Source organism: Rickettsia sp. MEAM1 (Bemisia tabaci) (assembly GCF_002285905.1).
Taxonomy (GTDB): domain Bacteria; phylum Pseudomonadota; class Alphaproteobacteria; order Rickettsiales; family Rickettsiaceae; genus Rickettsia.
Genome location: NZ_CP016305.1, coordinates 1028396 through 1045294, shown reverse-complemented (window position 1 = coordinate 1045294; position 16899 = coordinate 1028396). Strand labels below are relative to the sequence as shown.

Here is a 16899-nt window from a genome sequence, read left to right as displayed (position 1 = left end):
ATAAAAAATATCAGATATATAAAAATTATTTTTTCATTATTTTATTACTTTTTCCTCACAATAAAATTGAACCATAATTTATCTTTACTTGCGGAGATTCTACCGTCTTCGCTTGTCCACATTTTAATTATATCAAAAAGTCCATCGAAATAAGGCTTTACTATATCTTCATTCATATTATAAAAATCTCGTTCATCAGCTTGCACTAAATCATCCCCATGAGTATAACAAGCATAAAAAATTCCATCTGGTTTCAATGCCCTGTGAATTTTTTTGTAAACATCTTTTGTTTCACTATAAGGAACATGTAGTAATGAAGCTTGAGCCAAAACTCCATCAAATATATTTTCAAAATCCATATCCTGAAAACTTAAATGTAGAATATCAATCCCTGTTGCTTTTGAAGCTAATTTTACCATTTCGCTTGAACCATCAAAAGCAGTTACTTGATAATTTTGGCTCAGAAAATATTTTGTATCACGCCCTGCCCTGCACCCTGCATCTAGAATATGAGCTTTCTCAGGTAAATAACTTATAAACTCTTTATAGCTATCAGATAAATCTAGATTAATCGTTTTATCATAAAACGACTGTGCATTATTATCATAATATTGTATATTTTTTGTTATCATAACTTCGTATATTGAATACAACTAATAGTATAGTTATACTTATCAAACAACAAAATACAAGTAGGAATATGAATATATAAACATTATAGCGAACGCTAAACAATTTTTAACGAATCAGTCGCTGTAGATAGATATCAAGTGCCACGTTTTAAATTTTTTAGTTAGAAAAACTTAGTCGATACTATTTTTTTGATTATCATCATCGATGATTAATTAAAAATATTACTTCAATGCTTGCCCTACAACTTGCTAAAGTCTTAACTAAACAACCCTCAGCTATAAGCTGAGGGGTTATAAAGTGGAATCGATTAGAAATCGATCATCATTCACAGGTTCACCTTCCTGTTCATCAATATAGTGCTGTATCATTTCATCAGTTATATTACCTGAACTGACTGCCATATAGCCCCTAGCCCACAAATGATTGCCCCAAAATTGTTTTCGTAAATGAGTAAATTCTTGCAATAAAATTCTTGAGCTAATGCCTTTTAAATACTGTACTAACTTGCTAAGAGATATTTGCGGCTTATATGAGATAAACATATGTACGTGATCACATGATATTTTCCCTGAAATTATATGTACTTCATGTTCCATACAAATCTGCCTCAGTAAATCTCTAGTCCTTTCCGATACTTTGCCTATCAATATTCTCTTCCTATATTTTGGTATCCATATAAGATGCACTTTTAAATCATACTGACTATGACTATTCTTTCTATAACTTCTCATATTTCTTGATATAAATTCATTGCTAAAGCAATTTTATTATATCTTCCCTTCGCCTAAAGGCGAGGGATTTTTGATCCCCGAATGGGGACATTAAACAATTTGAATCTCTACAACTCACTCCTTATTATTGCCAAGCAGGACTTAAAACAATTGGTTATGGTCATGTAATAAAACCTCATGAAATGTCATATTTAGATAATAAAATAACCCTAGAAGATGCTGAAAAATTACTTAATGCAGATATAGCAGAAGTAAATTGTGTTTTATATAAATACTGCCACAGTTCTTTAAACATTAATCAACAAGTAGCATTAATTTCTTTCATCTTCAATTGTGGTAGCACAGCATTTAAAAATTCTACATTGCTTAAAAAACTCAACCAAAATAAGCACCTAGAAGCTGCCGATGAATTCCTTAAATGGATTCATGTTAAAGGTAAAAAATTGAAAGGTCTTGTTAAACGTAGACAAATTGAGAGAGCTATATTCTTAGGTAGAAATACAACCGAAAATTAAAATTGTTGACTTATTTTAATTCTTGCTATAGCTTTTTCATGATCGTTTAAACTAAATTACTAAAGGATTAGCATATGAACAATACAGAAGAAGAGCAAATTTTAACGTCTGAGTATCAGTTTGATGAAGAAGAAGAAAAACGATTAAAGTCTGAAAATTCAAAAAAAGAGCTTAAACTAATATTATTAACTTTTGCAATAATTTTAACCAGTTTTTTAACTTTCTGTTATTTCTTTTTTAGCTATGTAGAAGAAAAAGCAGCAGAGTATAAATTACAACAAGAAGCAGAATCTAAGGAAGCTAATAACAAAATATAATAAATATAACGCATTGTTTAGAATAAGATTTTTTGTAGAATCTTATTCTAAATTGGTAATGAAGTTTTATTTGGAAAAGAGGAATCGATCTTGAAGCTTATACTAGCTGCGTACATATAGTAAACTCAGTTGAATTTTGTGACAGGCGTGAGGGTAGAGCCTATAATAATAGGCGAGACGACGAGCAACCTGCTACATGCGTTCAAATCAGTTGGGTCTGTCAGATTTTTTGTGTAAGTACGATTTCTCCATTTGCCCAATTTTGTAAATTAGTATCACAAAGTATAGCAAATTGATTTAAAGCCATCGCCCAATTCTTAATAGGCATTGTCCATTTTTTAGAGGCATTTGTCAACGCCAAAAAGATTATTTTCTGAATCGATTTGTCATCTGGAAATACTCCTTTATTTTTAATAATTTTACGAATTTGACGGTTAGTGGATTCAATAGCATTAGTAGTGTAAATCGCCTTCCTAATGTCTTCCGGAAAGCTAAAAAATGGAGCTATGCCAGACCAATTTCGTTGCCATATGTCAAAAATAACTGGATATTTTTCATCCCATTTTTTGGCAAAGTTTTGTAATTCTCTTAATCCCTCTGCTTCATTTATTGCAGAATAAACTGCTTTTAAATCAGCTGTTACCGCTTTTAGATCTTTGTATGATACGTATTTTACAGAATTTCTTACCATATGAACAATACACAACTGCACTATCGTCTTTGGAAAAATGCTATTTATCGCCTCTGGAAAACCCTTAAGACCATCAACACATGCAACATATATTTGTGCAACTCCTCGATTCTTCAGTTCTGTTACTACCTGCATCCAAAATTTACACCCTTCATTCTTGCCTATCCAAATTCCTAATAGCTCTTTCTTGCCCTCCATATTCACTCCAATAGCTAGATAAACCGCTTTATTTATTATTACATGATTATCTCTTGCCTTAACATGAATACAATCTAAGTACATTATAGGATATACATTATCAAGTGCTCTATTCTGCCAAGCAGTTACTTCCTCTAAAATACCATCAGTTACCTTTGATATTAACTCAGATGATACCTTGGTGGCATATAGTTCTTCTAAGTGCCCTTGTATTTCCCTAATGGTCATTCCCCGAGCATATAAGGATATTACTTTATCATCAAATCCTTCAAATTTACGCACTCCTTTTGGAATTAGTTGAGGTTCAAATTCTCCATCCCGATCCCTTGGCACTTCTACTGTCAATTTACGACCTTCTGGATCTATTAGAGTCTTTTCATAATTACCATTACGTCTGTTATCTGAGTATTTCTCATTTTTAGAATGTTTCTCATAACCTATATGAGATTCCATTTCTTTCTCTAAAATCTTATTTACTATCTGCTTTTTAATTCCCTGAAATATCCCTTCTTTACCAAATATTTCAGATGGATCACTTTGTGATAGTATTTCTGATACTAATTTTTCTATAGCTGGATTTGATACTTTGTTATTGTTCTTCATATTAGCTCCATGTAAGTTGTTTATGTTATTTTTATTCTTAACTATTTTTACAACTTACACAAACTTCCTGACACCCTCAATCAGTTTACTATACTATATTATTTCAGGATACTTACCTATTACTTCTGTCATATATTTTTCTTTCATATCTACAGAAATACATGTAGGATTTGGTTCGACACTTAAAGTTCCCTCTAAGGCACTTACTACCTTAAATAACATATTCTGTTTTTTACAAGGCGTAGACTCTACGCTCATGGCTAAAATATATTGATATGCAGCCTCTTCATCTTGTTTTTGAGAAATTAGATAATCTCCTTTTTGACGATACGGGGTTACATTATCAATATCATCATTTGAAATACTATCTAAGGTTTTTAATATGTGAAAAAACTTGTTATTGGGTTTATAAAATTCAACAGCTGCTTGTTTTTTTCCTAATTTATATAATATATCAGCCATTTCGTTATATATTGTTTTACAATTCTCATTATATTTAAGAGCATAATGATAATTAACTAATGCTTCCTCATAATTTTCTGCTTTACTAAGAAGATTAGCGATTTTTAAGTAACATGTAGCTTTAATTTTTTCAATTTCTTTAGGTTCATTATATCTATTCAGCCATTTTATGGCTTCTCTATAATATTCTATAGGTTTATTATCTTGAGGCTGAATATTTTTTATGGAAGAAAGATAATTATCATTTATAAATGACTTACAGATTTCTAATTTATAAGATTTATTAGAATTTAATGCTTCTTGGAAAAATAGTACTTCTCTAATTTGCTGATCTAATACATAATAATAATCCTCCATTTTATCATGTATTGCTTTATCATTAACAAATTTTTTTAAAATACTTAAAACTTTAAGCCCTGTCGGTAGTTTATCATTATCTTGTTGATTTAAAACTTCTTCAAGTTCAAATAATTGCTGTAATCCTAGAAAATGAGATGGATTTGTTTCCAAAGCTGGATAATTTAATTTTTTGGAAAATGGTTGAATAAAATTATTATAATTAAACAGATCACAAAATTTTGAGCAATTAAGCGTTTTATATATATTAAAGCCTTTTTCCGTAAAAATTAATCGAATAACATCATATATTTTAGATATATTTGACTCTCTACTATCATATAAGCTTTGTACTAATTCTAAATGAGCTGCATTATAATGATCTATTGAAAAAAGTGAATTTAATTTCTTTATATTTATTTTTTTCTCACTCGTATTAATATTTTCTAGTTTTAAAGTGACCTCTTCATTTGGTGTGTTAGAAGCATATAAATAATATAAATCTTCAAATAATTGCGGAAAATATTCTAATATGACTTCTTGATTTTTTAATAATTGTACAAATGATTCTTGGGTATTTTTATTAAATTTTGTTACTACGAATGTAACATTTTCTTTTAAATTTTCATGATTTGCTTCAGGGAACATGTCTATAAAATCGTCTATAATTGCAGTAAAGTTCTCAACAGTTTCATTAACTGTTGTTTTTTGTGGTACCACTACAATAAATCCTACTTTATCTGAATTTTGTAATATATTTTTCAAAAAGAATCTATTAACTAGTGCTTGAAGGATAGATTCTTTATCAGTTGTATTAGTCTTTATTTTATTAGAACATTCCCAAAGTACTTTATCATTAATTTTTAAACCTCTTGGTAAATTTATGTTTGATGCATATTGCGAACTGAATTGTTCAGAATTTTCATTAGTTAAAGTTTTTAAAACATCAACCCTACCACTATCAGACGGTCCTATTACTATAACATTTTCTTTATCTGCTTTTTTAAGTAAATAATTAACTTCAGGAAGAAGTTTTAAAGCTTGTTCTTTTAAAAAATTAAAATTATGAACATCATCTGATAAAGGTTCAAAATACTCTTCTTCATCCTCACTTTCGCTTTTTATTATGACTTCTATTGTTTTCGACATTGAAGTTACCATTTAATATTTGATATAAATTTTTACGCTATCGCTTTGACCACTATCATTAATGGCTCTAATAACAAACTCGCCAATTTTTGCTCTCCACTTTACTGCTTCATTTGGCTCAGCAACTGCTATTAGTTCATTATTAACAAACCAGAAAATATTATTAGTTTTATTATCACCAATTGCGTTTAAAATTATATTATCACTATTTTTGATTGAGTATATGGAATTTTTTAACGGATGCGTAATTTTAGGTTTCTGATGATACCAATTTATCAAACTATTACAATAATTCGCTGGCACAGGCTTTGGTAATATATGTATACCAGCTTTTTGGTAAACCGATAATACATCAGTTGGCCATAAATTTACGATTTTATATTCTGTCTGTCCTTCGATAAAATTACAAGCCGGCATACCAGTTTTTAAATCTATCAACATTTTTCTATAAATGCCTGATTGTTTTATTGGCGATTTACCTTTAATAAATAAGGTCTCGGTTTTTACCGGACACATATCATTATCAAGATCACCTGTATCAGCACAAACTTTTACCTTAGTAATATTTAAATCATCTACCTTGGCAGCAATTAAATCTTTGTCTTTATTTGGATCAATTATTGATTCTATAATATTAAAAAATAAAGGTGCAGCAGAACCATTACCAGTAAATGATCCATGAGTTTGCCCTTTAAAATCTCCAACCCAAACAGCAAGTACATATTTCCCAAATATTCCAACACTAACCCCATCTCTAAATGAGCTAGAAGTTCCCGTTTTCCAATAAACTGGTATATTTATTTTTGTATTATAATTAAGCGGTCTTGTAGTATCTTTGATAATATCGAGTATTAAGTAACTTGCTTCAGGTGAAAGTAGATTTGGATGACTCTCTTCTATGTCATTCAAATCTAGCACTTTCCTAACCAGCTCGTAAACACCCAAATTAGCAAGCATAGCATAAAGAGTAGTAAGTTCTTCAAGCGTAACTTCTACAGTGCCAAGTACTATAGACAAGCCATAAGTTTCAGGCTTTCGTAAGTTACTGATTTTAGTTTGTTGTAAGAATTCATAAAAATTCGGATTCTTTAATTTAGATGCCAGGAATATAACGGGTACATTACGGCTTTTTATTAATGACTCTTTAGCACTTAAACCCCCAGCAAATCTACTATCAAAATTTTCTGGTTTATAATTATCATAGTAAGTAGGAGTATCTTTTAGCAAGGTTAATGGATGTATTAATGATTGATCAAAACTAAGTGCATATACAAAAGGCTTTAAGCTAGAGCCAGGAGACCGAGAGCTTTTAACACCATTAATCTGCCCGCAAATATCGTTATTAAAAAAATTGCTAGAACCAACACTTGCAAGCACCTCCATTGTGGTAAAATCAACAAGCATAACAGCAGCATTATTTATGCCGTATTTTTTCTGATCATTAACATATAGCTGCACCTGCTTTTCTAAAATAGTCTGTAGGCTTTTATCAATAGTAGTATAAATTATTGGACTATTATTGTCTGCTAATATATCTAAAGTAAAATGTGGTGCAATAAAAGGTAGGTTTTTACTTTGACTAAACTTAATCGGTAAATTTATCAATTCTTTATAAATAATATCTTGCGGATGAGTTTCTAGCCATTTAGTAAATAAATATTTTCGCATCTCTAAAATATTTAGATTATTACCACCTCGTTTCAGCGGATTTTGCGGGATAATAGCTAAACTTAATATATCAATTAAGTTTAAACTTTTTAGGTCACGATTAAAATAAATATAGCTACTTGCCGCTATACCTTCAATATTACCACCATAAGGTACTAAGTTTAGATAAGCCGTTAAAATCTCATCTTTTGAATAATGTAACTCTATGTGAATAGCTTTGATAATTTGATAAATTTTACCAAAAATAGTAGAGGAATTTATCCCATATTTTAGACGAGCTACCTGCATTGTTATAGTAGAGCCGCCTATTTTACGATTATTTTTTAGATAAGTAGAGTAAAAAGCTTTGATTAAAGAGCTGGGATTAATACCGAAATGTTTATAAAAATGCTTATCCTCATATAATAAAACTGCTTCTATAAAGCTTTGCGGTACTTCATCAAGCGGAGTAAATATCCGATATTTATCATCTTTAGAAAGCGAGATACGCATTAACTCACCATTTCTATCGAATACTCTTTGCGAGAAACTTACCTTTTCAAGCAAGGAAGTAGGAGGAATAGCAAAGTATAATATTATACCGCTGATTATTGTAATAGGGAATTGCTTAGTTTTACGGGACAAAATAATAGCCTATATAAAAATACGTCATTATAAGGATTTGTAAGATTTTCCACATGGATCGAGAGTCGTCATTGCGAGGAAAAACTGAAAGTTTTGACGAAGCAATCCAGTTGAAAAATGCTAACTTTTAGCATTTTTATTATTTTTTCTGGATTGCCACGCTCCTTACAGTCGCTCGCAATGACGCCCCTCGATCCAAGCAACAAACCTTAAGCAAGGATGACATAACAATAACTATACAACATTATAAAGCATTTTTTCAAGTTCCTCTAAACGTTGTTCTATTCTTTCAATATCTTCTTCTGTTGCGGGGTTTTCTAATAAATATGCAACTTCGTCTTTGAGAGTATTTATCTCTTTTTCAACGAGATCTAACGTAATATTGTTGATGGTTTTTTTATTTTGATTTGACATTTGATGACTCCCGATTAATTAAAACCACCAAAGAAAACCTTAGGTGGTTGGGGAGTTAGAAGAACTGTCGTAGAAACAGCTATAATAGCTTTTAGGTTTAAAGTATACACTTTAAACCCTGAACATATGCTATCATCTCCCCAACCATAAAGTTAAGGAGCATTTTTAAATGGATAATGCTAACCATCTACGTTAAGGACTTCTACATCCCAGAATAGCATTAACTATTCCAGTTACGATTCTATATATGACTACTAAAAAGTCAATAAATTTATAGGTTAAATGTTATTTCTGCTTCTGTCATACTGTGGCTTGGGAACTAGGTTGTTGCACCCTTTATGTCATTCCTGCGTGAGGCTTTACCTGCGTGGATCAAAACGTCCTAGATGTCATTCCCGCGAAAGCGGGAATCCAGCATAAAGCGAGATAAGTCGAGCTTTTATATTCTAAAAAATTGCTGTATTTAGACTTTTTTTCCTGGATTCCCGCTTTCGCGGGAATGACATCAAAGCCATGCAACAAGACCGGCTTGTCCACGGGGTCCAGTAAAATAATAAAAAATACAAATAAAAAAAGCTCGATTTATCTCGCTTTATACTGGATCCCGTGGTCAAGCCACGGGATGACACCGAGGGCGTTTTTCGATCCACGCAAACAATGCCATCACGGGATGACAGTATTAGTTATTATTCAGCTCTTCTTCCTGCTGTTTATACCAAAGTTCTGCGTAATAGCCTTTTTGTTTCAGCAAGGTTTTATGGTTGCCTCGTTCAACTATATAGCCATTATCTAAAACAATAATCTCATCAGCGTCGATTATTGTTGATAATCTGTGAGCAATAATTAAGGTGGTATAATGCTCTGATATTTCTTTAAGACTTGCCTGAATTAGCTTCTCAGTTTTAGTATCAAGTGAGCTTGTGGCTTCATCAAATACATATATTGATGGATTTTTGAGTAACGTCCTAGCTATAGCGATGCGTTGCTTCTCACCACCCGAAAGCTTTAAACCCCGCTCACCTACTTGAGTCTCATACCCCTCCGGCAGGCTAGTAATAAACTCATGAATATGGGCATTCTTCGAAGCAGCTATAACCTCATCATAGCTAGCCGAATTATCACCATAAGCGATATTGTAATATATCGTATCATTGAACAAGACAGTATCTTGCGGCACGATTCCAATAGATTTGCGAAGCGAGCTTTGTGTAACCCCTCTTATATCCTGCCCGTCTATAGTAATAGTGCCACTATTAATATCGTAAAACCTGAAAAGCAAACGTGAGATAGTCGATTTACCTGCCCCGCTACTGCCTACTATGGCAAGCGTCTTACCACTATCTATAGTAAAGCTGATATTATGCAAAATCGGGCGTTCTTGATTATAAGCAAAATTCACCTCTTTAAAAGCGACTTCGCCTTTTGATATAGTAAGCTCTTTAGCATCCTCTACTTCTTCTAGTATGTCTAAAAGATTAAACATATCTTCCATACCAACTAGGGCATTCTTAATTTCCCTATAAGCAAATCCGAGTATTGAAAGCGGGATTGACAGCTGGAAAAGATAAGTATTAACCATGATTAAATCGCCAACAGTCATTTTACCTTGATTTATTTTAGTCGCCGAAAGTATCATAAGAGCGACAAGCCCAAGGGATATTATAACATCCTGCCCTATGTTTAAAATCGACAAACTATTGGTCGTTTTTGTGGCTGATTTTTCATAAATTTGTAGTGCTTCATTAAATTTAGAGGCTTCATATTCCTCATTACTAAAATATTTAACAGTCTCAAAATTCAGCAAGCTATCGATTGCCCTATTATTTGCGGTATTGTCGCTTTGATTCATCTCTCGTGCAAACGAAATCCGCCAAGTACTAATTAGGAAAGTGTAAAGAACGTAAATTGACATGGTTACTAAAATAGTGAAAGAAAACCAAATGCCATATACATACCATAATATCCCGCTTACAAGTATGATTTCTACACTTGTCGGAAGAATATTAAATAATGAATAACGCAACACCGCTTCTATGCCTTTAGTGCCACGCTCTATTGACCTACTTAAGCCGCCGGTTTTTCGTGTAATATGAAAACGCATGCTTAAATTATGCATATGCTTAAAGACGTTCAGAGCAATAAGCCTAGTCGCCTGATGCCCGACTTTTGAGAAAATAATATTACGTAACTCATTAAATATCTGAACAAATATTTTAGTCCCACCATATACCATAATCATACCAATAGTGACCGAAAGAGCTAGGTTTTTATTTAAGCCATCTATTACGTATTTATAAACTATAGGTACGAAAATATTTATTACTTTAGCAAGCAACAAACAAATAAGTGAAGTAACAATCCGCAAGCGTATGTTAAAATCCCTCGACCATAAATAAGGCAGAAGTGAATAGAATAAATTTTTATGTTGATTAGGCATTGTTTGATGTATTGTTACGTGGATTAGTTTGTCATCCCGCGAGCTTGTCCAGCAGTGTTTCATGACTTTTATGTCATTCCCGCGTAGTCGGGAATCCAGAAATACATTCGCCTAAATCGTTCCATTTAGGATTAATACTTTCTATCAATTTTATTTTCCAACTACGATTCCATTTTTTTAAAGCTTTTTCTCTAGCAAGAGCTTCTTTGATGTCAGCAAATTCTTCTGTATAAACAAGTTTTATAATATTATATTTTGATGTAAATCCTTTAATCACTTGTTGCTTATGTTCATAAGCACGACGCAATATATTATTAGTAACACCAATATATAAAGTACCATTGCGATCGGAGCACAATATATATACCCAATACATTCTTATTGCTATAGTTTTATTTTTTTCTGGATTCCTGCCTACGCGGGAATGACATAAATGATCGGTGCAGTAGAGTCGACGCTACGCCTCTCCTCGCAATGACAATAGGTTTTAAGCCCCAACAGCAGCTGAATTTACTTTCGGCTGTCCTTCTAGCAACTTATCTAATCTTCCCTCTTTGTCAAGATCGTATAAATCATCACAACCACCTATATGCATATTATCTATAAATATCTGCGGAAATGTTAATCTATCAGGATTATTTAACTTCTTTCTTAATACTTCTACGTTTGGATCTTGAGAGTTTTGAACTTCGATTTCTTCATAAGCAACTTCTTTTTTATCAAGTAGTGCTTTAGCTTTCATACAATAAGGGCAACCAGCAAGGGTATAAATAATAATAGCGTGTAATATAGCTTTATTCATAATGTTGTACTCTTTTATTTAATTTTAATATATTATCTTAAACTATAATTATTAAAGCAAGAAAAAAGCGATGAGTAACTTTTCTATTATATCAGATTATAAACCAGCGGGTGACCAGCCAAAAGCAATTGATGAAATTATCAAAGGCTTAAACAACAAAAAACGTTCTCAGATGTTGCTTGGTATTACAGGCTCAGGTAAAACCTTTACTATGGCAAATATCATAGAAAGAACCAACCGACCGACGCTTATTATGGCACATAATAAAACACTAGCAGCACAAATCTATTCCGAAATGAAATCGATTTTTCCGAAAAATGCAGTTGAATATTTTGTCTCATATTATGATTATTACCAACCAGAAGCTTATATTCCGAAAACCGATGTTTTTATAGAAAAAGACTCCTCAATTAACGAGCAGATTGACTTAATGAGGCACTCAGCTACAAGATCGTTATTAGAGCGCCGTGATGTTATAGTCGTGTCCTCTGTTTCTTGCATTTATGGTCTTGGCTCCCCTGATTTATACTATCAAATGACAGTCAATTTAGAGCCTGGTAAAAGCTACCCTCGTGATAAGCTACTTAATGATTTAGTGAATTTACAATATGAGCGTAATGATATTGGTTTTGAACGTGGTTGCTTTCGGGTTAAGGGTGATAATGTTGATGTTTTTCCGTCACATTATAGCGATAAGGCTTGGCGTTTATCATTTTTTGGTAATGAACTCGAGTATATTCACGAATTCGATCCGCTAACTGGTGAAAAGCTTGCTAAACTTGATAAAGCTATAATATATGGTAATTCTCACTTCGTAATGCCGAAAGAAACAGTAAATAAAGCAATATCGGAAATTGAAGAGGAATTGCAAAAACGTATCGTATTCTTAAAATCTCAAGACAAATTACTAGAAACACAAAGGATCAATCAACGCACTCAATACGATCTGGAAATGCTAACCGAAACAGGCAGCTGTAAAGGTATAGAAAATTACTCTCGATTCTTTACAGGTCGCAAAGCCGGAGAGCCACCGCCAACTTTGTTCGAATATTTACCTAAAGATGCGTTATTATTTGTTGATGAAAGCCACGTATCTGTACCGCAAATTAGAGCTATGTATAATGGTGATAGAGCAAGAAAAGAAGTGCTGGTAGAGCATGGTTTTCGTCTACCATCCGCTCTTGATAACAGACCACTAAAATTTGAAGAATGGGAGAAGTTTAGACCGCAAACTGTTTTCGTATCAGCAACGCCATCACTTTTTGAGTTAAATGAAACTGGCGGCGAAGTTGTAGAGTTAATAATTAGACCTACTGGGCTGCTTGATCCAGAATGTATTATTAAGCCTGCTACTAATCAAGTTGAGGATTTAGTGGGTGAAATTCAAAGCACGATTGCCAAAGGCTTCCGTGTATTAGTTACAACTCTTACCAAAAAAATGGCAGAAGATTTAACTAATTATTTACAGGAGCTTAAATATAAAACTTCTTATTTGCATTCTAACGTTCATACATTAGAGCGTATAGAAATATTAAGGGATTTAAGACAAGGAACAATTGATATTCTGGTCGGAATTAACTTGCTACGTGAGGGTTTAGACATTCCCGAATGCGGTTTAGTTGCCATACTTGATGCTGACAAAGAAGGGTTTTTGCGTTCGGAAGTATCGCTGATACAAACGATCGGTAGAGCTGCAAGAAATAGCGAGGGAAGAGTTATTCTCTATGCCGATAAAATGACTAAGTCTATCGACAAAGCTATTAGCGAAACGATGCGTAGACGGACTATTCAGCAAGAACATAACGAAAAATACGGCATAATTCCAAAAACCATCAACCGCACTATCCATGCTTTAGCAGAGCTTGAGAAAGTAGATAGTAAGCTTGATAAAAAACAAACCCATAATTTATTTGAAAATCCACCTAAGCTAAAAGCTCATATCGATAAACTAAGAAAAGAAATGCTTAAAGCTGCAAGCAACCTTGAATTTGAACAAGCAGCAAAACTTCGTGATCAACTAAAAACTTTAGAAGAGGCGGCATTAGAATTGAGCTAAATTTATGACAAGTAAACCTCTTTATCTAACGTCCCCTCGCTATTATCAACAAGCATAGTAATTGTTGCATCACCTGTTATATTAATGGTAGTGCGTAACATATCAAGAATTCTATCTATTCCGGCAATAATTGCTACACCCTCAATCGGTAAATGTACAGATGAAAGCACCATAGGCAGCATTATTAACGAAGCTCCAGGAATACCAGCCCCACCAATTGAGCCAAGGGTTGAGGTTAGAATAATCACTAAATAATCATGCGGAGCAAGCGTTACGCCCATCATTTGAGCAAAAAAGATAGTAGTAAGAGATAAATTTATAGCAAACCCATCCATATTAATTGAAGCACCTATCGGCAATACAAACGAGGTACTAGACTCTGAGATCCCAAGTTTCTCACGACAAACTTGCATAGTAGTTGAAAGAGTTGCTTTGCTACTTGAGGTAGAAAAAGCAAGTATCTGATACTCAAAGCTTTTCTTGTAGAAAGGTATAGGGGATACACGACAAAATATATATATAAGCAAACCGAATACTAGATATTGGAATGTCATCGCCACAACAACCGCTATAACAAGCTTTGAAAGGCTTATCATTACTTCTATGCCTTGCGTACCTATAATCCAAGCTGTTAAAGCAAAAGCACCATAAGGCGATAATTGAATAACAAAAGATATCATTTTTAGTACTAATTTTGACATTAAATGTACTAAATCAGTAATAGGTTCTGCTGCTGCTTTCATTTTATTTAAGGTAATACCAACAAAGACGGCAAAAAATACTACTTGTAAAACATCACCATTTGCAAAAGCACCAACAGCATTATCAGGTACTATATTTACAAAGAAATCTATTATATTAAATGAAGTTCTCTCAACCTTGCTAGAGCCAGAAGGATAAAAATCTATATGCATGCCTACGCCAGGTTTCAATATTGCAGCAACAGCAAGACCAAAAACCGTAGCAAAAAAAGTAGTTCCTAAAAAGGCTACTACCGCTTTCATGCCTACCCTGCCAAGTGCAGAAGTATCATTCATACTAGTAATGCCTGAAACCAAGCTAAAGAAAATTAGTGGTGCAATGATCATTTTTATCAAACGTAAAAATATGTCACCGACTGGCTTAATATAATCAACATATTGCGGTAGGTAAATACCGAATATAATACCGAAGATTAGACCTAAGGTAACTTTTTGCCATAATTTCATTTTTTACTCCGAATATACTTACTTAATTTAATTTTAATTCAACCATAGGTTTATTTACAATTTTGATTAATCCATTCTAAGTATTTTTGAAGACCGCAGTCAATATTTATTTTTATTATTTGCGGTAATTCATAATTATGAACTTCAAGGATTTTATTTTCAATCTTTTTATAATTAGAAGATTTTGCTTTAATCACAATTCTATATTCTTTTTCTAGAGCCACTTTATTAGCCCATTTAAAATAACTTTTCACATCATCAATTTGTATGCAAGCAGCAAGATCTAGCTCTAATAATAGAGAGGCTATTTTTTCAGCAATTTGTAAATCATTAGTCGTAGTTAAGATCAAGGCATAATCCTGCATGCTTAGACCTCAACAAAGCAATTAGGTGTCTCGAATAGTTTTATGCTAGTAACAAAGAATTTTTGACTTTCAAAAAGCTTAGGGAAAATCTCATTTTTTAAATGCAGAGCAATATTTTCTGCCGTCGGATTATTCTTTAAATAATATACTTTTTGACCTGTATGACTTTCAATTTTCTGCCCGATTTCTTTATCATCTTGATGCAAAATTAGGCTGTGATCAAAATTCTCATCAATCCAGCCTTTAGCTAAATCTTTAATCAAGCCAAAATCCACTACCATACCAAGTTCATCAGTATTTTTTGCTGCTATAGTTATTTCGAGAACATAACGATGACCGTGCAGATATTGACATTTATTTTTATGACCGATAATTCTATGCCCTGCATCGAACTCAATACGACGAGTACATTTTATCATTAATTATAACTCCAAGCAAACTATAAGTTTAGCAGTAGCTTTTCAGGACTTTCTATTAGCTCTTTAATTTTTACTAAGAATGAAACAGCTTCCTTTCCATCAATTATGCGGTGATCGTATGATAGAGCTATATACATCATCGGACGTATTTCAATTTTACCATCTATAGCCACTACTCTTTCCTCAGTTTTATGTAGTCCTAAAATACCAGATTGAGGCGGATTAATAATAGGAGTAGATAAAAGCGAACCATATACACCACCATTAGAAATCGAGAATGTGCCACCTGATAAATCAGCCATAGAAAGCTTACCATCTCTTGCTTTTTTAGCGAGTCCCCCTATTGTCTTTTCAATATCAGCAAATCCCATTTTGTCAGCATTTCTAACAACCGGTACGACAAGACCTTGCTCTGTTCCAACTGCTACACCTATATCGTAATAATTTTTATATACTAAATCATCACCATCTATCTCAGCATTTACTGACGGAATAAGCTTTAAAGCTTCAATAGTTGCTCTAACGAAGAATGACATAAAGCCAAGCTTTACGCCGTGCTTTTTCTCAAACTCATCTTTATACTTACCACGCAGAGCTATAACTTTTGACATATCAATTTCGTTAAAAGTAGTCAAAATAGCAGCTGTATTTTGCGAGTCTTTTAAACGCTGTGCAATGGTTTTACGCAAACGTGACATACGCACACGCTCTACTCTTTCTTCATTAGTTTTAGCTGAAGAAGTAGTAGTGGCAGGAGTAGGAGCGTTCATAGTCTCCAGCACATCACCTTTGGTAATTCTACCGTCTTTACCTGTCCCTTTTATATTATTTGGATCAAGCTTATTTTCAGTAACTAATTTCTGCACAGATGGAGCAAGGGTATTATTAGCAACTGCTGGCTTTTCTTGTACTTTTTCTGGAACAGGCTGGGAAGCTGTTTGAGGTTTTGCTGCTTCGTTACTATTTGTTGCTATAGCTTCCCCCTCATTTATATCGCCTATTTCTTCCCCAACTGCAACATTTGCTCCGTCAGCTTTTATTATTTTGCCTATAGTACCATTGCACGGGGAATTAACTTCTAATGTTACTTTCTCAGTTTCAATTTCCAATAATAATTCATCGGTTTTAACAGCATCGCCCTCTTTCTTATACCATTTGGCAATAGTAGCTTCTGTTACCGATTCACCGAGAGACGGCACTATAATTTTAACACCCATATTTGTTTCCTTATTTTTATCCTAAATTATTATACAGTTTATGACTTTGGTGCG

Annotated in this window: 16 protein-coding genes; 3 read left to right on the top strand and 13 right to left on the bottom strand. The window is 33.0% G+C overall.

Annotated features, from left to right (window positions below; translation table 11 throughout):
* Nucleotides 1-44 precede the first annotated feature (44 nt).
* Both BA173_RS05565 and tnpA read right to left on the bottom strand, forming a co-directional pair.
* Entirely contained in the window at nt 45-632 is a 588-nt protein-coding gene (locus BA173_RS05565; protein WP_016948365.1) for a class I SAM-dependent methyltransferase, read from the bottom strand.
* Nucleotides 633-923: 291 nt separating this feature from the next.
* Entirely contained in the window at nt 924-1364 is a 441-nt protein-coding gene (gene tnpA / locus BA173_RS05560) for an IS200/IS605 family transposase (RefSeq protein ID WP_095568239.1), read from the bottom strand.
* 89 nt (nt 1365-1453) lie between these two features.
* Between tnpA and BA173_RS05555 the strand changes: the two genes are divergently transcribed.
* Both BA173_RS05555 and BA173_RS05550 read left to right on the top strand, forming a co-directional pair.
* Nucleotides 1454-1879, top strand: coding sequence for a lysozyme (locus BA173_RS05555; RefSeq protein WP_068791176.1), 426 nt, complete (start codon nt 1454-1456; stop codon nt 1877-1879).
* Between the two features lie 74 nt (nt 1880-1953).
* Nucleotides 1954-2196, top strand: coding sequence for a hypothetical protein (locus BA173_RS05550; protein ID WP_016948363.1), 243 nt, complete (start codon nt 1954-1956; stop codon nt 2194-2196).
* Between the two features lie 220 nt (nt 2197-2416).
* Here the strand turns inward: BA173_RS05550 and BA173_RS05545 are convergent, their stop codons facing one another.
* The 7 genes from BA173_RS05545 to grxC form a co-directional block, all read right to left on the bottom strand.
* Complete coding sequence (locus BA173_RS05545) at nt 2417-3688, bottom strand: IS256 family transposase (protein ID WP_068042377.1); 1272 nt, start codon at nt 3686-3688, stop codon at nt 2417-2419.
* Between the two features lie 93 nt (nt 3689-3781).
* Entirely contained in the window at nt 3782-5635 is a 1854-nt protein-coding gene (locus BA173_RS08570; RefSeq protein WP_232505913.1) for a tetratricopeptide repeat protein, read from the bottom strand.
* Between the two features lie 12 nt (nt 5636-5647).
* Entirely contained in the window at nt 5648-7927 is a 2280-nt protein-coding gene (gene pbpC, locus BA173_RS05525) for a penicillin-binding protein 1C (protein ID WP_068041229.1), read from the bottom strand.
* A 234-nt stretch (nt 7928-8161) separates the two neighbouring features.
* Nucleotides 8162-8341: a hypothetical protein gene (locus BA173_RS05520; protein ID WP_016948359.1), complete on the bottom strand. Its 180-nt coding sequence runs from the start codon at nt 8339-8341 to the stop codon at nt 8162-8164.
* 679 nt (nt 8342-9020) lie between these two features.
* Nucleotides 9021-10778, bottom strand: a complete 1758-nt coding sequence (locus tag BA173_RS05510; RefSeq protein WP_068041231.1) for an ABCB family ABC transporter ATP-binding protein/permease — start codon at nt 10776-10778, stop codon at nt 9021-9023.
* A 73-nt stretch (nt 10779-10851) separates the two neighbouring features.
* Nucleotides 10852-11154: a GIY-YIG nuclease family protein gene (locus BA173_RS05505; RefSeq protein WP_068041232.1), complete on the bottom strand. Its 303-nt coding sequence runs from the start codon at nt 11152-11154 to the stop codon at nt 10852-10854.
* Between the two features lie 111 nt (nt 11155-11265).
* Nucleotides 11266-11580: a glutaredoxin 3 gene (gene grxC, locus BA173_RS05500; RefSeq protein WP_016948504.1), complete on the bottom strand. Its 315-nt coding sequence runs from the start codon at nt 11578-11580 to the stop codon at nt 11266-11268.
* A 70-nt stretch (nt 11581-11650) separates the two neighbouring features.
* Here grxC and uvrB point away from each other — a divergent pair, with 70 nt between their 5' ends.
* Complete coding sequence (gene uvrB / locus BA173_RS05495) at nt 11651-13636, top strand: excinuclease ABC subunit UvrB (RefSeq protein WP_016948503.1); 1986 nt, start codon at nt 11651-11653, stop codon at nt 13634-13636.
* A 2-nt stretch (nt 13637-13638) separates the two neighbouring features.
* Here the strand turns inward: uvrB and BA173_RS05490 are convergent, their stop codons facing one another.
* From BA173_RS05490 to odhB, 4 genes are read right to left on the bottom strand one after another with little or no spacing between them, the layout of a single operon-like run.
* The gene (locus BA173_RS05490) at nt 13639-14844 is read right to left on the bottom strand and encodes a dicarboxylate/amino acid:cation symporter (protein WP_016948502.1); all 1206 of its coding nucleotides are present in this window, start codon (nt 14842-14844) and stop codon (nt 13639-13641) included.
* Between the two features lie 50 nt (nt 14845-14894).
* A complete protein-coding gene (cutA, locus tag BA173_RS05485) occupies nt 14895-15209 on the bottom strand; it encodes a divalent-cation tolerance protein CutA (RefSeq protein WP_016948501.1) in 315 nt (104 codons plus the stop codon).
* A 2-nt stretch (nt 15210-15211) separates the two neighbouring features.
* Nucleotides 15212-15628 carry a 6-pyruvoyl trahydropterin synthase family protein gene (locus BA173_RS05480; protein WP_016948500.1) on the bottom strand — a complete coding sequence of 139 codons (417 nt, stop codon included), beginning with the start codon at nt 15626-15628 and terminating at the stop codon, nt 15212-15214.
* A 20-nt stretch (nt 15629-15648) separates the two neighbouring features.
* Nucleotides 15649-16845, bottom strand: coding sequence for a 2-oxoglutarate dehydrogenase complex dihydrolipoyllysine-residue succinyltransferase (gene odhB, locus BA173_RS05475; RefSeq protein WP_016948499.1), 1197 nt, complete (start codon nt 16843-16845; stop codon nt 15649-15651).
* Nucleotides 16846-16899 lie beyond the last annotated feature (54 nt).

Bases quoted from the DNA above. Each gene is read 5' to 3' on its own strand.
- BA173_RS05505 (WP_068041232.1), bottom strand. From the start codon at position 11,154: ATGTATTGGGTATATATATTGTGCTCCGATCGCAATGGTACTTTATAT.
- BA173_RS05520 (WP_016948359.1), bottom strand. From the start codon at position 8,341: ATGTCAAATCAAAATAAAAAAACCATCAACAATATTACGTTAGATCTC.
- BA173_RS08570 (WP_232505913.1), bottom strand. From the start codon at position 5,635: ATGTCGAAAACAATAGAAGTCATAATAAAAAGCGAAAGTGAGGATGAA.
- BA173_RS05490 (WP_016948502.1), bottom strand. From the start codon at position 14,844: ATGAAATTATGGCAAAAAGTTACCTTAGGTCTAATCTTCGGTATTATA.
- uvrB (WP_016948503.1), top strand. From the start codon at position 11,651: ATGAGTAACTTTTCTATTATATCAGATTATAAACCAGCGGGTGACCAG.
- BA173_RS05480 (WP_016948500.1), bottom strand. From the start codon at position 15,628: ATGATAAAATGTACTCGTCGTATTGAGTTCGATGCAGGGCATAGAATT.
- grxC (WP_016948504.1), bottom strand. From the start codon at position 11,580: ATGAATAAAGCTATATTACACGCTATTATTATTTATACCCTTGCTGGT.
- odhB (WP_016948499.1), bottom strand. From the start codon at position 16,845: ATGGGTGTTAAAATTATAGTGCCGTCTCTCGGTGAATCGGTAACAGAA.
- BA173_RS05545 (WP_068042377.1), bottom strand. From the start codon at position 3,688: ATGAAGAACAATAACAAAGTATCAAATCCAGCTATAGAAAAATTAGTA.
- BA173_RS05510 (WP_068041231.1), bottom strand. From the start codon at position 10,778: ATGCCTAATCAACATAAAAATTTATTCTATTCACTTCTGCCTTATTTA.
- cutA (WP_016948501.1), bottom strand. From the start codon at position 15,209: ATGCAGGATTATGCCTTGATCTTAACTACGACTAATGATTTACAAATT.
- BA173_RS05565 (WP_016948365.1), bottom strand. From the start codon at position 632: ATGATAACAAAAAATATACAATATTATGATAATAATGCACAGTCGTTT.
- BA173_RS05550 (WP_016948363.1), top strand. From the start codon at position 1,954: ATGAACAATACAGAAGAAGAGCAAATTTTAACGTCTGAGTATCAGTTT.
- tnpA (WP_095568239.1), bottom strand. From the start codon at position 1,364: ATGAGAAGTTATAGAAAGAATAGTCATAGTCAGTATGATTTAAAAGTG.